Origin of the sequence: Hwanghaeella sp. 1Z406, from assembly GCF_048892425.1 — a bacterium.
In the GTDB taxonomy this organism is placed as follows: Bacteria; Pseudomonadota; Alphaproteobacteria; order UBA8366; family Aestuariispiraceae; genus Pacificispira.
This window is the reverse complement of record NZ_JBLZHU010000001.1, coordinates 634,062-648,287: the sequence shown is the minus strand read 5'-3', so window position 1 is coordinate 648,287 and position 14,226 is coordinate 634,062. Positions and strand designations below refer to the sequence as shown.

12 protein-coding genes are annotated in these 14,226 nt (G+C 54.0%); 3 read left to right on the top strand and 9 right to left on the bottom strand.

The features are described 5' to 3' along the window. Positions 1-24: 24 nt before the first annotated feature. The 9 genes from ACOSDR_RS02965 to ACOSDR_RS02925 all read right to left on the bottom strand — a co-directional run bounded on the left by ACOSDR_RS02965 (position 25) and on the right by ACOSDR_RS02925 (position 11,492). Positions 25-720 carry a GNAT family N-acetyltransferase gene (locus ACOSDR_RS02965; protein ID WP_420724370.1) on the bottom strand — a complete coding sequence of 232 codons (696 nt, stop codon included), beginning with the start codon at positions 718-720 and terminating at the stop codon, positions 25-27. Beyond that, positions 717-1,574: a class I SAM-dependent methyltransferase gene (locus ACOSDR_RS02960; protein WP_420730326.1), complete on the bottom strand. Its 858-nt coding sequence runs from the start codon at positions 1,572-1,574 to the stop codon at positions 717-719. Before ACOSDR_RS02960 ends, ACOSDR_RS02965 begins: the two co-directional genes overlap by 4 nt. Next, positions 1,571-2,299 carry a hypothetical protein gene (locus ACOSDR_RS02955; protein ID WP_420724372.1) on the bottom strand — a complete coding sequence of 243 codons (729 nt, stop codon included), beginning with the start codon at positions 2,297-2,299 and terminating at the stop codon, positions 1,571-1,573. The genes ACOSDR_RS02960 and ACOSDR_RS02955 overlap by 4 nt, the downstream gene beginning before the upstream one ends. Positions 2,300-2,327: 28 nt before the next feature. Next, positions 2,328-3,446: an N-acetyl sugar amidotransferase gene (locus ACOSDR_RS02950; protein WP_420724373.1), complete on the bottom strand. Its 1,119-nt coding sequence runs from the start codon at positions 3,444-3,446 to the stop codon at positions 2,328-2,330. 4 nt (positions 3,447-3,450) lie between these two features. Continuing rightward, a complete protein-coding gene (gene asnB / locus ACOSDR_RS02945) occupies positions 3,451-5,289 on the bottom strand; it encodes an asparagine synthase (glutamine-hydrolyzing) (protein ID WP_420724374.1) in 1,839 nt (612 codons plus the stop codon). A 6-nt stretch (positions 5,290-5,295) separates the two neighbouring features. Then, positions 5,296-6,312: an N-acetylneuraminate synthase family protein gene (locus tag ACOSDR_RS02940; protein ID WP_420724375.1), complete on the bottom strand. Its 1,017-nt coding sequence runs from the start codon at positions 6,310-6,312 to the stop codon at positions 5,296-5,298. Positions 6,313-6,333: 21 nt separating this feature from the next. Continuing rightward, on the bottom strand, positions 6,334-8,358 hold the full coding sequence (locus ACOSDR_RS02935; RefSeq protein ID WP_420724376.1) for a 6-hydroxymethylpterin diphosphokinase MptE-like protein: 2,025 nt from the start codon (positions 8,356-8,358) through the stop codon (positions 6,334-6,336). Then, complete coding sequence (locus ACOSDR_RS02930) at positions 8,355-10,328, bottom strand: hypothetical protein (protein ID WP_420724377.1); 1,974 nt, start codon at positions 10,326-10,328, stop codon at positions 8,355-8,357. The genes ACOSDR_RS02935 and ACOSDR_RS02930 overlap by 4 nt, the downstream gene beginning before the upstream one ends. A gap of 204 nt (positions 10,329-10,532) precedes the next feature. Beyond that, positions 10,533-11,492, bottom strand: a complete 960-nt coding sequence (locus tag ACOSDR_RS02925) for a flagellin (RefSeq protein ID WP_420724378.1) — start codon at positions 11,490-11,492, stop codon at positions 10,533-10,535. A 270-nt stretch (positions 11,493-11,762) separates the two neighbouring features. On the opposite strand from ACOSDR_RS02925, the gene ACOSDR_RS02920 reads away from it, so the two are divergent. The 3 genes from ACOSDR_RS02920 (at position 11,763) to ACOSDR_RS02910 (ending at position 14,139) form a co-directional block, all read left to right on the top strand. After that, entirely contained in the window at positions 11,763-12,797 is a 1,035-nt protein-coding gene (locus ACOSDR_RS02920) for a hypothetical protein (protein ID WP_420724379.1), read from the top strand. Positions 12,798-12,937: 140 nt separating this feature from the next. After that, positions 12,938-13,444 (top strand): flagellar biosynthesis regulator FlaF, encoded by a 507-nt coding sequence (locus ACOSDR_RS02915; RefSeq protein ID WP_420730325.1) that lies wholly within the window; start codon positions 12,938-12,940, stop codon positions 13,442-13,444. Next, positions 13,441-14,139 carry a formyltransferase family protein gene (locus ACOSDR_RS02910; protein WP_420730324.1) on the top strand — a complete coding sequence of 233 codons (699 nt, stop codon included), beginning with the start codon at positions 13,441-13,443 and terminating at the stop codon, positions 14,137-14,139. The genes ACOSDR_RS02915 and ACOSDR_RS02910 overlap by 4 nt, the downstream gene beginning before the upstream one ends. Positions 14,140-14,226: the final 87 nt, after the last annotated feature.

Here is a 14,226-nt window from a genome sequence, read left to right as displayed (position 1 = left end):
AGGGGCTGATCATTGCCCCTTTGTTCATGAAGGTGTCCAGTGCCAGGTATCGGCACGCCTGATCTCTTGCAGTCCATGTTTCTGATACAGACGTAATGACGCAGTATTCGCGGACTGAGTGCCAACCTGCAGGGTCTTAAAGCGCCCTGCCCCATATGCGATTGCGGCTGTAACGAGACGGCTGCCATTTCCATGTCCCTGATGATCCGGTGCAACGGCGATCAGGTCGACAACCAGCGCATCGTCGCGAAACAACAAGGCGTTGAACCCCGTGATTTCCCCAGCAGCATTCAGGGTAACCAGCGTGACACCCGCACGGCCCAAAACATCATTATGGGCCCAGGCCGCCTTATAGGCATCCGCGCGATCATCTGGAATTTCAGGATCACTGTGCCAGCGGTCACTGCGAAAGGCCCTTGCCGCAAGATCCGCGATTGCATCTGCATCCGTGGCCTGCGCGATACCGATCCCAGTTGGAAGCCTTTGCTTCTGACCCGGCAGCGCACAGCCAAGCGTTATCAATGTCTCAATCTTACGAAAACCAAGGGGTTCCAGAATTCCCCCTTCAGAGGCGTCCCCCCGCCGGAACATCAGGCCGATAGACTCTCGTTGGGCATCGGTCACCGCATTTTTTGCCTGCGCGACATCGTCAAGGCACCATACCGGTCTGCCCAGGATAGACGCATCGAAAGGGCGTTCGGAAAAGCCCACAGGGGTCATTGGGGGGTCTCCTCAGGCATCATATACCCCCGCAAAGTAAATTTGCCGCTGGGTTCTATCACCCGGTCCAATCGTTGCACTCTAAAGCCAGCTTTTCGGGCCAGCATGGCATATGACAGGGCCGAGAAGGCGCAGTGATGCTCCACGAAAAATTCTTCCCGGTCTGGTCCAACGGCGGCCAGAGCCCCCTCCCCATCTGGCAGTTCAACATAAACTCCGCCACCAGGCAGCAGGATCGGGCGGGCGCGGCGCAACATGGCGACCGGGTCTGGCACATGTTCCAGGACTTTATTGAATGTCACCAGCGCAAAACGACGAGAGACCGTGTCCGTCATGAAATCTGCGACCATACCCTCTACGCCGGCCTTTTCCATTGCGTGTTGGGCGGAACGGGGATCCGGGTCCAGGGCTGTTGCGGTCCACCCGGCCTGGGCCATTGCCGATGGAAAGACTGCCAGGCCGGACCCGACATCCAGCACGGTGCGATCCCCTCCCCTGGGCCCATAGGTGGACCAAACCGATTGCACATAGGCAACGCGCTGACGGTTGTCGGATTGCTCAGGGGGCAGCGCCATGATCTTGTCATAGGTCTGGGCCATACGACCACCGCCATAGGTGCGATCCCAATAGTCGCCGCTGTACAGACCGGACAGATCAAAATGGTGATGGTTCAGAACATGCCCCGTTGACGGGCTGCGTAACAGATCGCGCCGATAGGGCGTGATGCCAAAGTCCGTTTCACCATCGGGCGGAGCCGTATAGGATTTAACCACTTCCCAATCCATCGCGCCGGTCACCGGGCAATTAATGTCGGTTAAACAGGCGGGATCGAATTGCGGGGGTTCCTGGGTCACAGCGTTGCCGTGAATTCCGCGAATTGTTTGATACAGCGATCCTTCAGCACGGCGGGCATGAAGGAATAATGCCGCCCGATATACAATTGTGGCTGGCTGATAAACTGCCCATAGGTCGCCATCATGTCCAGACCGCGATGCGAGATATCCAAACAGACTTCCGTATTCACCTTGCGCAGTTGATACAGTTGCATATCGCGGGTCAACGGCAGGGGCATTTTCATGATAACGCCGCCCCGATCCAGATTCGGACTGACCTTGTGCAAGGTGGTGATCAGCCCCCGATAGTCACGGTGATAAACCGCCCATAACTGCGTATCCAGCCCGCGATAATGTTCTGGATCTGCGCCATGCAGATTAACAATCCGATCCGGGGTGATGTCTATAACCGATTGTTCCAGGCGACCGGTGCCAAATGCCAGATGCACATCGCAATGGGCATCGCGCATTGCATCCAGCGCGTCCGGATCGTTCAAATCAGCGAATGTCTGTACGTCCGCGACATCAGACAAGCCCCGCGATTTTCCCTCAAACCAACACTCAATTTCGTATTGCGCGCCTTGTTCTTCCAACTGGTGATTGGTTTCAAACGTCGCGCTGGTCGTTCGCTTTTCTTCAAAAACGCGGACGATGTTCCAATTCTTGGACAGGGCCTCGACGAAATGCGTATGATGGGGAGTATCTGTTGTCAGTATCCCCACACGCAGGTTTTTAGGCTCCATCATCGCAAAATATCCAACCAATCAAATCTGTTTAAGTCCATTGCCAGTCTGGTATCAGAAAGTCCGGGATATACCAAACGCCAGCCCTTTTCGTCCAAATATCCGTGTTCCTGAAGCCTTCACATACAGACCAGAACCAGGATTCCGGTTTCCCCTGAAACCGGCAGAAAGCGGCAATATCTTGTTCAGGTGCCTGCCACCCCTTTTCCCTGATTTGGGCAATTGCTTCCCCCCTGTCAATCATGCCATAGCGGATTTGCACAGAAAGGTTATCAAAGTCACGCGTAAATCCAAATTTGTACCATTTTAAAAAATGATGCAATGAAATGAAGTCACAATCAATATCGGCAAAGTCCCAGGTTCCAATTTTCAAATCCTGTTTACCATATTCAAATCCCGAATCTTGCGCGATACGGGCATTCTGGTAACTGTTCCATTTAAAGAATGCTCCCAAAAAGACAGACCGGACTGTAAAATCGGTATCCTTTGGCACCTGATACGCCAGCAGGTCACTTTTCGTCAGCCCTTCTTTGCCACACCAGTAATCCGCATCTGTCGATTCCAGGCAGCCATGCCGCGCCAGCCAATCCGAATCCAGCGTATCCGACAGCCGCTCAAGCTCATTGCCGCCATATTCCAATTGTGGGTTTTCACCCCACAAAATCAACGGGATACGCAGTTGCACCGCCAGTCGAATGGGGATCGCAAACAGGGCCATATGCATCGGCAGCCCTGTCGTCCCGCGCTCTTCAAACGCGGCCTTCATAAAGCGGCGCTCTACATCAGGCGACACAGTATAGTCGATGTGATCGACGCCCAGATTCTGGATCATTCCTTCCAGATTTTTCTGACCAATCTCGGTTCGGGCCGGGGTCCGCCAGGTCACCGCCAGCACCGATAGACCATACTTATTTGCCATGATCACCTGATACCAGCTATCCTTGCCGCCAGAGACCGGCACGATGCAATCATAGCCTTGGGAACGCGCCTTGGTTTGCTCCACCAGGGTCTGGAACGCCGCCTCGCGCGCCGTCCAATCAATCCTGGTTTCCTTATCCCTGTGGCCGTGACAGGCCGTACAGACACCATTCGCATCCAGGCTTATGCCAGGGCGCGTATCGGGCAAAATACACTGGGTGCAATAGCGCATCGGCTTACTCCTTCAACCGTGAATGATGATCCACAAACAAGCGCGCAGCCAGCAATGAAAACAGGAACTTACTGTCACTATTGCGCGCAATGTCAGACCCCAGAAATGCCGCAAATCGATCCCGGTCCACATAGTCAAAAAACGGACTGTCAGCCAACAACGTTTCTTTTATCTGAGGGTCCGTGAAATCGACAAAAGATGTCACCGGCGCATTGATTCCCTGTTTGCGCGGATTGTTCAGAATGACGTCTGGCACCATTCCCCGTCCCGCCTGACGCAACAGATACTTTGGCAAATTCTGTTGGATCAAATGCTGGCTGGGAATGGAAAACAGACACTCAACCAGATCCTTATCCAGATAGGGTGCGCGGTTTTCGACAGACCAGCGCATCCCGGCCAGATCATCATCGTGCAGCATGACCGGAACGGTTTCCCGCGCCAATTCATTCATCATGCGGTTTCGCAGGATTGCCGCACAGAGGTCATCTTCCTGATGCGGTTCCGAAAAGGGCTGTGTCAGGAATTCCGAAAAATCCTCCGCGCCCAGAAAGATATGGTCACGATTATCGGGATGCTGAATAAACGCCCGTGGGTTTTGCAGGAATGGGTTACGCACGAATTGCCCATAGCTGCCGCGCCACCCGGCTATTAGATCCCCAAAATCCGGTTCATCCTGCATTTCTGCCAGCCAGAACAGGTAATGATCATAATAGCCGCTGAACACTTCATCCGCGCCGGTCCCGCCCAGGGACAGCTTGAACCCTTCGTCATGAATTTTCTGGCTGACCAGATAGTGCAGATAATAGGAAATCGTCAAAGGCGGCCCATCGAAATAGGCGATCATGTCCTGCAATCGATCCAGAAATCCCTCCCGTGGAATGGATATCTGGTGATTGGGCACGCCCAACCCTTTCAGGCCTTCGGCGATCATCGCGGATTCATCATAGCGCCAGTCTTCTTCGATAATCGAAAAGCAGGTTATATCCTGACCAAGCCGATGGTGCGCCATGCCCGCAATCACATTGGAATCAATGCCGCCCGACAGCCGGACAGCCACGGGGACATCGGCCCGAAGAGTTCGGAAAATCGCATTCTCCAGCGCGGCATCCACAGCCTCTTGCGCCTGTTTCGCGCTGATATCCTGTGGCTGATAGGTCAGTTGCCAATAGCGCTGCAAAACCGGGGCTTCGCCGGCCTCGACCACCAGGGCATGGGCGGCGGGCACTTCCCGAACATCAGCAAAAAATGTCCGATGGTCTTTCATCAGACCCTTATAGCCATTCACCAGATAGCGTTGCATATGCAGGCTATCAATGGCGGGTACAGCCCCGGCCAGCGCGGTCAGAACCTTGATCTCTGATGCGAAAAACAGCCCCTCTGATCCCCGATCCCAAAGGTATAGGGGTTTTTCCCCGAACCGGTCCCGGGCCAGGGTCAGGGTCCCGCTGTCTTCCTGATAAATCGCAAAGGCAAACATGCCAACCAAACGGTCCAGCGCGCCTAAGCCCCAGGCGCGCCACGCCTCCAACAAAACCTCTGTATCGCCGCTGGTTTGAAATCTGTGACCCTTCTGCTGCAATTGCGCCCGCAGTTCCTGGTAATTGTATATTTCGCCATTATAGATCAGAACCCAGCCATCCTTGCGAAAGGGCTGATCGGATCTGGTGTTCAAATCGATGATCGATAGGCGACTGTGCAGCAGATCCAGGAATTGACCATCCGGGCGTTGCACATCGAATACACCATTGCCGTCCGGTCCCCGCTGGGTCATGCGTGACATGGCAACAGCGCGCCGATCTGGGGACAGCGGCGATGTGGCAAGGCGCCCGGCAATGCCGCACATAATGCCCTATCCCGAAATGGCGGTTCGGCGCAAGGAATGCCCCTTGGCCACCGCTTCTGTCACGGTTTTACCCAATACGTCGTGATAGCAGGACGCCGGAAATTCCGTCGCAGGCCGGGCGAAGAAGATATCAGCACCCGTGATAACATGCCCCACGGGCAGATCTCTTGCCGCGACCAGCCCTTTGCGGATGGCAGGCCCAACCCCGTCTTCACAGGGCTGTGGTCGCTTCACGCCGTCGCCCCGGCTTGCCGCCACGCCCGGCAGGATACGGGCCAGATAGGCCAGATCCGTTGCGTCACAAGATAGGCTGTGATCGCGGAATGCCCTTCCCTCCTTCTGATCCGTGAAATGCACCTCGACAATCTGTGCGCCCAGGGCGACTGCGGCAATCGGGGCCTCTGGTCCCATGACGTGATTGGAATAGCCGATAGTGACATCCGGAAATACTGCCTTCAGTGTCGAAATCGCCAACAAATTCGCCTGTTCCAGGGGTGTTGGATAGGCAGAAACACAATGCAACAGGGCCAGTCGCGCCGACGCTGCCTCCATCCCCATTTCGGAAATGACCCAATCCACCGCTGCCTGGACCTCTTCCAATGTCGCCGTACCGGTCGACAGAATAACCGGCAATCCTGTGGCCGCAGACGCACGGATGACCGGTTCAAAATCCACATCCCCGCTGGCGATCTTTATCGCGGCACAATGCTGTGCCAGAAAGGGCACCCAATCCTCGCTGATTGCAGAGGAGAAGAACGCGACGCCGTGCTGTTGTGCCTCCGCCTTCAAACGCAGATGCGCTGCTTCATCCAGACCAAAGCGCGTGACACGGGCCAGGCGATCTGGATCCGCCGCGCCGATAAAGCGCTCTGGCGTATAGCTTTGAAACTTTACGGCATCGGCCCCTGCCGTCGCGGCCAGGCGCACCAATTCAACCGCTTTATCGACATCGCCTTCATGATTGACGCCAATTTCCGCAATCAGGGCCGGTCGTTCCGCCAGATCAATTCCAAACAGGTGCATTTTAAATCCCGCTCTCCGTGCCTAAGCACTTTTGACCTTCTCTGCCGCTACGGCCTCGACCTCGCCAATCAACTCATCTAGGACGCTCAACAGGATAACTTCCATATCGTTCAGGAACCCCTTCAGCTCATCCAGAAAAAGCTGATAAATGGCGGGTGCTTCCTCTTCCGTCACCCGACGGTGCATTCGGAAATACACATTAAAAAGGGTCATCAAAGTCCCGTAATTGTTCTGCCAGATCACAGCCATGATAGGGTCAAACCCTTCGCCGGGCTTTGGTTGAAACAGGCTCCATAAAGTTCCATAGGATGCGAATGGATCCGGTTTGGTCACGGTCTTCATCTCAGCGATGGCTGCGTAAATGTCCTGATACCAATTGACCGTCTTCTGCCGCAGATCATAGAACCGATCCAGGGGAACGCCTTCACCCTTGGCAAATTTTTCCACTTCACGATCCGCATACATTAAGGCGGTTTCCCGGTCCTTGGGCGTAGATGTCAGTTTAATCGTCTGGGGCAGTTTTGGAATGGCACCCGGAATCTCGACACCATCCGAACAGTTGTAAACCGTGTAACTGCTGAACATTTTTGTCAGTTTCTGCATGAACAGGCGGCTCAGCAGGAACCCATCATGGGTGGTTACTGTGCCGCCAAAATTCCCGTCCATCGTCAGGTTCATTTCGGTCGACTCTTTCGTGCCATGGAAAGAGAACATGAAGTCTTTATCCGTGTAATACCCAGACGACTTGGAATGGTGATAATCTGGTATCCGGCTGCCCAAATCGACGCCGAACAGATAAACCTCCTTAAACGCCATCCCCAAGGCAAAACGGGCGCCCCCATTGGAAACCGTTGGCACCGCCAGATACATCGGTTCTTCGTTCATTTCATAAAAACGAGACGAGCAGACCGTGTCGCGATGAAAGAATATTGCCTTGTCAAAAACAGCGGCGGTGCGCGGGTTAACCGTCGCGGCCCCAACAAAGGTTATGCCCGACAGGTCATATTGGGACGCAACACGCTCTAAGATTTCCGCCTGACCGAAGGTGTTTTCGACCTCGATATGATAATCTGGCCGGATCCCCTGAGACAGCAGAACCTTAAGGCCGGACCCACAGGAAATCAGGACCACCTGATCCTTGTATTTGCGGATCGTATCCAGCGCCATATCGACCGATGGCCCCGCCGCCACAACAAAGGCCGGACATAATTTTTCCCGTCTTGGCCGGGTTCGCCACACAGCATAATCGCGCGCCAGGAAATTGCGCGTTGCGTTCATGATCATGATGTTTTCGTCTTCAAAGAATCCACGATTGGACCCGATATAGGATATCTGATCCGACAGGCCCTTGTGAATTTCCCGCACCAGATGCGACCGGTAATGGGTGTAAACCAGCGTTCCATCCAGCGTGCCGCCATTGTCTGATCGCAAGGCGGTTGTCAGTTCCGAAGACACGGAAACGGCATTGTCATCCAGAATAAAGAAAACCTGACCCTTACGGCGTTCAACCAGTTCAATCCATTCATCCCAGGGGTTCAGATATAAGGAATGCCACAGGAATTCGATGAACTGTTCCACGGCGATCAGGGATTGCGCCTCATAATCATTCAGCATGCGGCCGATATGATCCCCAATACCAACACCGATAGAGACGGCAAATCCAGTTATGCCCTGCTGCTTGTTTTCTTTCTGCTTTTCGATGCCCAGCGCCGTTGCGCCATAGGTCAGGCGCTTAATCGCCATTTTGGTCATCAATTGCGGGGGGAAGTTATCCCGAACAGGCCAGCCAATTTCAATGCGGTAGGGATCGGCGGCATAGGCTGAATACTGTTCATCCACGAATTGTCGGACGCCGGTGTCATAAAATAACGTATGACCGATATCCAGATTAAGATCGTCGCCGACTTCTACGATCTTTGAAACAGGCGTATCAATCGCGCGCAATTGCTGTGCCAGGTCCGGATCATGCCGCGCCAGGGCAGCAAGATTGCGTTCAAATCTTTCGCACGCTTCGGGGTCCTTGGTCAGATCCAGTATCTTAATCATGCTTGCTCCGCCGCCTGTGCCAGAAGTTTATCGAACAGGGCCGCAAATTCCCGGCCACGCTGATTGATCGTCAAAACTGTCCCTGCATCCAGCACACTTTTTGCCAGATCCTGCCGTGTAGATCTTAAGGATTGCGGATCAGCTGATAGATTTGCCAGCTCTTTTGCCAGGCCGGCCGCATCCGATTGAACCCATCTGTCCAGTTTCAGACTGCGCAGCAGACTGACCACCGCCGCATTTTCGGGCCGATCCGGCTGTAGGGTCAATACAGGCACCCCATGGCGCAGCGCTGTCAACGCGACCTCAACACTGGGAAGTGGAAATGTATCCAGCACCAAATCAACGCCATCAATCACTTCATCCAACGGGCTCTGTCTTGAAACACGCTCAACCGTATTCAGATTCAGACCAGCATTTGCAAAACGCTCCCGCAGTATCTCCTGCGTAATCTCGTCATTATCGCCCTCTCCATAGAGGACCAGCGTGCCATGAAAGCCCTGGCGCACGGAATCCGCCACGCATTGCAAGAATGACTCGGACAGTCGACCAACCGGGGCATCGATTAAAACACGCATCGCGCCCGTCACCTTGGAGTCTGGAATATCCTCTTCCATATCCTCGTATAGGGGCCAGGTCGACAGACCGGTGGGGATATCAACCGCCTGTTTTGCGTCGGTATATAGCGGGAAATCTGGTTCCCCTAATGCCAAAGCGCCCCTGTCTGCCCCGGGAATACAGCCCGGCGCGCCAAAGGCGGACAGAACCACCGGGGCCGGCATGCGTTGAACAATTCCAGGGCGCCCCGTCCAATCGAACCCATCCAGATCAATCAGCACCTGAATTTCATCATTGCGCATCATGGTCGCGACAGTTTCATCATCCACGCGATAGATATTGCGCCACGCGGCCGCCCCCCGTCGCAGGCGACGGCATATGGCATCTTCCACCTGATTATTTGCATAGAAGTAAATATGCGCGGTGCGTGACAGGCATTCCTCAATCGTCGACAGGAACGGCGCACGTTCTGAGCGGATATGCATCGACCCACTGAGGATACCGACGCGGAACAATTCATCATCGGAATTCCGTGTGGTGATTTTCAATGGCTCTCTGGGAAGATCAGCAAGGGTATTCCAGGACCGCGCCAGTTCCAAGGCTCGATCTGGCGAAACTGTTTCATCATAGCGCACCAGCCCCGGCAGACATTTTGCGATAGAAACGGGATCTTCCTGCTCAGCCTGCAGTGCCCGCTGCGCGGCGGTCCAGGCATTCCCTGTCATACCGGCATTTACCAAACAACGTGCGTATAGCAACAAATCATCCGCATTATGATCATCTAATTCAACCAGGGCTTCGGCTGCCTTAAGGCTGTGACCGACCTGACCATTTCGCTGTTTTGCTTCGATCAATCCGCGCCAGGCCGACGCGTTCTGGTGATCCAGTTCAATTGCATCCAGGAAACAGGCCGTCGCCTTTGTGACATCGCCATTCGACAGATAGCCATGGCCATAATCCACGAGGGGATTTTCCTCTGTCGCCAATAACGCAGTCCCAGCAGACGTCATCCAGGACGGAACCAATTGATATTGTGGATAATACGGCTTCAATGCGGTAGAGAGTTTCGCGTAAAAAACGCCATCACTGTGCTTTCCAACAGAGGAGTAAAGCACAGACAATATTTCGGCATGCTCATAGGCATCGGGCAAATCTTCATGGGCAGCCCGCATCACTTTCAAAGCAGGAAGCAAACGGCCCAGCCTGAAGATCGTCAAAGCCAGCAAGTGGCGCATGAGAGGGGTCGCGCCAACAACAGACCGATAGGCATCAACCTTATCCAACGCTTCGGCTGTCTTATCCTCTTCCAACAGCGTCAGAATCTCTTGCACGGGATCAGACGTGCTTCCCAATCCCGATGGGGTCGAAAAATCTATGTCAAAGTCAGAAATATTTAGATGGAAATCATCAGACATCGGGCCAAGGCTTTCTGAATGGAGGACGCGCCGAGTGACGGTACAGGACCGCTACCGTGAAAGTCTTATGATTCGATGACTTTCGACAGCTTTTCTTGCAGAGATCCGATAACAGGCACACCCCATGATGGCTGAAACGAAAATGGGGACCCGATAAAAACCGGGCCCCCAAAATCAATAGTCCGTCACAACCCTAAGGCTGTTTTAGTTCAAGAGCGCCAGAATGGCCTGCTGCTGCTGACCGGCGATTGACAGAGACTGAATGCCCAACTGCTGGCGGGTCTGCAAGGCGACCAGGTTGGCCCCTTCTTCGTTCAGATCCGCGAGGGTCAACTTGTCCGAACCACCCTGCAGGGTATTCACATATTCATTCGTGAAGTCCAAGCGGGTCTGCAGAATAGCAACGTTGGTCCCCAATTCAGCCGATGTCGCACGAACGCGGCTAATGGCGGAGTCCAAGTTGGTGATGATCTGATCAACAGCGCCGATATAGGAGTTGTTGGTCCCGATCTGGTTAAAGTTCGAGAAGGTCATTGCGTCGGTAGAGGCCAAGCCGGTACCCGACAAAGCCGAAATACCAACGAAATCAAGCGAAGCGTCAAAACCACCGGCAGCATTGACCGTGTTGATCCCGGTAAACAAAGACCGGGTTCCGGTCGCCGTCACGGATGTCGCGTTCAAGTCAAAACCATCAACCTGCAGGCGGGATGATGTCCGCGTTGAGAAGGCAACATCCAGCTGAGACCCGGTATTGTTCAACAGGTTCAAGCCCTGATAGCTGGCGTCTTCGATCAGCAGGGAAATCTGGTTGCCCAATTCCTGGAACTGAGTGGTTGCAGAAGCACGTTCCGTCGTTGTCTGAGTTTTCGATGCTTCCGCGACACCTTTCATCTGCTTGAGCAACTGATCCAGCTGCTCCAGACCACCAAGAGCGGCGGTAATGGATGAAATGCCCTGATCAATGCCGTCTTTGCGGTCGGTAAAGTCAGCCGCGCGGTCATTCAGGGATTTGGACTGGAAGAACGCCACAGCGTTATCGACAACCGAGTTTACTTTCTTACCGGTCGTCAAACGGTTCTGTGTGCGGTCAGACAAATCAGCAACGTTCTGCAGTGTGAGCAGAGCGCTACGTTGTGCACCTGTGAGGGTAATATCTGAAGACATGGCTATGGTCCTTTCTGGATTGCCAAATATAACGTCACGCTTCTGCGAGACGGACCGAGTTGTTCGGTAACCCGGAAGATAAGGGCGGACCTACAACCCTGTCAAGAGCCTTTTTCAAAAAAATATTCCATCGCCTGACAGAGAAAATACCCCGCCCATGTCGTTCACGCCATATTCTGGCACATAGTTTGCTTAAACCCTATCAGGCTAAACAGTTGTACCCGCAGAAGCGGACCTTCAGGAAACCAGCCAGAACAAGGAACGGACGTCATGGTATCAAGAGTCAGCGCGACAGGCACGCTCAGCCAGAATCTCTTCTTGATCAACAGTGGTCAATCGAAGCTCAATCAGTTGAACTATTCGCTTGGCACCGGGAATAAATTTGAAGAGCTGAAATTCTATGGCAAGGATTCAACGCGAATTGTTGACCTGCGCAAAGATATAGAGGCGCGAAAAGCCTACACAAACTCGATCGATATCACGGAAAGCACGACGGATTCCTATGACGCGATCCTGGAGCGGCTTGTCCAGGTGGCAACGGATGCGCTGAATGCCGCCGAGCCGCTGTCGACCAATGATGTGGACTTTCCGAACACGACAACGGTTCTGGCCAACAACTTCATGCTGGAAGTAGAGGCCAACCTGAATATCAAACTGGGTGACCGGTTTATTTTTGCTGGCACCAATTTCAGCGATGCGCCTGTGCGCGACCTTCGTACCCTGTCGCTTTACAACGCCACCGACCTGGGCTCTGCCCCGGCAGCGGCGAATGCAATTGAAACCGCGGATACGCTGCCGGAGCATGTGGTTGATGCGGGCGGCGCCGCCACGACAGAATCCTATCACACCGGCTTCACAGCGGCAGGCACGGTCGATTCAAAAGCCTATGAGGCGATGAAGGTCACAATCGCCGACTCGCAACCAATCGTCTATAATATCACGGCCAATGAACCCGCCTTCCAGAATTTGATTGAGGGGCTCCTGCGCTTGAAGTCCGCCGCGCAAACTGGTCTGACAGAGCCTGAACGCGAAGAATTCCTGGGGGAAGCCCGCAACACCCTGGATAACGCGCGCGTTGAACTGCGGCAATTACAGGCGCGCAACGGCACAGTTATCAATGAACTGTCGCGCACCAAGGAAATACACACCAGCTTCATCAACATCTCACAATCTGCACTGACCGACCTGACTGTCGCCAATGATGCAGAAGTCGCGACGCGAATTGCCGCATTGCGTACACAGTTGGAAGCGTCTTATTCAACAATCGCCGATACAAACCGTCTATCACTCGTAAATTACTTATAATTTTGTCCCAGGTTACGTTAACGCTCGCTTTACGAATGTATTCTATACTGACAAAGTATAAGGTGGAGAACATCGGAGCAATTCAGCATCTTTAGAGTGATCCCTTTGCCGATAGATTATCAACAAGAGAACGGGTAGGCATGTCCAATCCATATGCAAGTCAACAACGTGCAGCACTTGAAAAAGCGCCTCCTCAAGCAGCGGAAGGATATGCGCTGGTTGAATTAGCACGCCGCATGGATGAGGCTGCACGAAACCCAGACGACGGCGCGGCGATCCGCGATGTCGTTCGATTGAACTGGCGTGTCTGGACAATCTTTCAGGCAGAACTGGTTGATCCAGAATGCCAGACGCCCCGTGAAATCCGGGAAAACCTGATCAACCTGTCAAATTTTATCGACAAGAAATCTGCTGAGTTAATCGGGACTCCAGATGCCTCCAAGCTGCCCGTGCTGATCAACATCAACCGGCAGATTGGCGCAGGCCTTCTGGGCAGCCCTTCGGATGACCCGCAAGAGGCAGAACGGCTGCGAAAAGAATATGCTGAGCTGCATGGATTGACGCCCCCGGCCGACGCGGCAGAGGCCCCGGCAAACATTCCGGCAGACAGTCAGGTCAGCGCCGACAAAACCGATCGAGAGGCGTGAGAGAAGACGCGGAAAAACCAGCGTCTTCGCTACCGCCCGACCCTTTATCGGCGCGCATCCCAATCGATATCGTCCTGCTTATGAATGAACCGGAAGCCGCCTTTCAGGCTGCGGCCTTTTCACGGATCGATACCAGCCTCAGCCTGGCACATGCCAGCACCCTTGAAATGTTAGACCAAGCCCTACCGAAGCTGTCGCCGCGCGCCAGACTGATCGGTTTTTCGACATCCATTATCGCCCCCGCCTATGCTCTGGCCGCCTTTTCCAACGGCGGCTACAATTTTCATCCAGGCCCCCCCAGTTATCCGGGCAATCGCCCGTCTGCTTTTGCCTGCTATGCGGGTGAACAGGAATACGGCGTCACATTCCATCGCATGGTGCCGCGTGTCGATGAAGGGGAAATATTGGATTGTGAGATCTTCTCAATTGCCAACTGCAATACATCTCATGCAATCGCAATCCTGGCCTATCAGCGGTTGGCCCGCTTGTTCCTGATGAACGCAACCGCGCTTGCACAACTGGACCGGGACATTCCTGGGAACGGCGTCCAGTGGTCGGGACAGAAAACGACACAGGCCCAATACAATGCCATGCGTGTTGTCCCGGGAAATGTGGATCCGGTGGAACTGGACCGCCGAATTCGTGCATTCAACTGGATCTACACACCCATCAGCACGTTCGGACGACCGCGATAGGTTCATCAGGAATCGGAACCGCTAGCCGCCCCTTGCGGCGGCCGGCGCTAACAACTGCAATTCAAACAAACCATAGTTTGATAGCGC

Excerpts from the sequence above, each read along its gene's own strand:
- ACOSDR_RS02925 (WP_420724378.1), bottom strand. The coding sequence starts at position 11,492 with ATGTCTTCAGATATTACCCTCACAGGTGCACAACGTAGCGCTCTGCTC.
- asnB (WP_420724374.1), bottom strand. The coding sequence starts at position 5,289 with ATGTGCGGCATTGCCGGGCGCCTTGCCACATCGCCGCTGTCCCCAGAT.
- ACOSDR_RS02965 (WP_420724370.1), bottom strand. The coding sequence starts at position 720 with ATGACCCCTGTGGGCTTTTCCGAACGCCCTTTCGATGCGTCTATCCTG.
- ACOSDR_RS02940 (WP_420724375.1), bottom strand. The coding sequence starts at position 6,312 with ATGCACCTGTTTGGAATTGATCTGGCGGAACGACCGGCCCTGATTGCG.
- ACOSDR_RS02915 (WP_420730325.1), top strand. The coding sequence starts at position 12,938 with ATGTCCAATCCATATGCAAGTCAACAACGTGCAGCACTTGAAAAAGCG.
- ACOSDR_RS02920 (WP_420724379.1), top strand. The coding sequence starts at position 11,763 with ATGGTATCAAGAGTCAGCGCGACAGGCACGCTCAGCCAGAATCTCTTC.
- ACOSDR_RS02930 (WP_420724377.1), bottom strand. The coding sequence starts at position 10,328 with ATGTCTGATGATTTCCATCTAAATATTTCTGACTTTGACATAGATTTT.
- ACOSDR_RS02955 (WP_420724372.1), bottom strand. The coding sequence starts at position 2,299 with ATGATGGAGCCTAAAAACCTGCGTGTGGGGATACTGACAACAGATACT.
- ACOSDR_RS02935 (WP_420724376.1), bottom strand. The coding sequence starts at position 8,358 with ATGATTAAGATACTGGATCTGACCAAGGACCCCGAAGCGTGCGAAAGA.
- ACOSDR_RS02950 (WP_420724373.1), bottom strand. The coding sequence starts at position 3,446 with ATGCGCTATTGCACCCAGTGTATTTTGCCCGATACGCGCCCTGGCATA.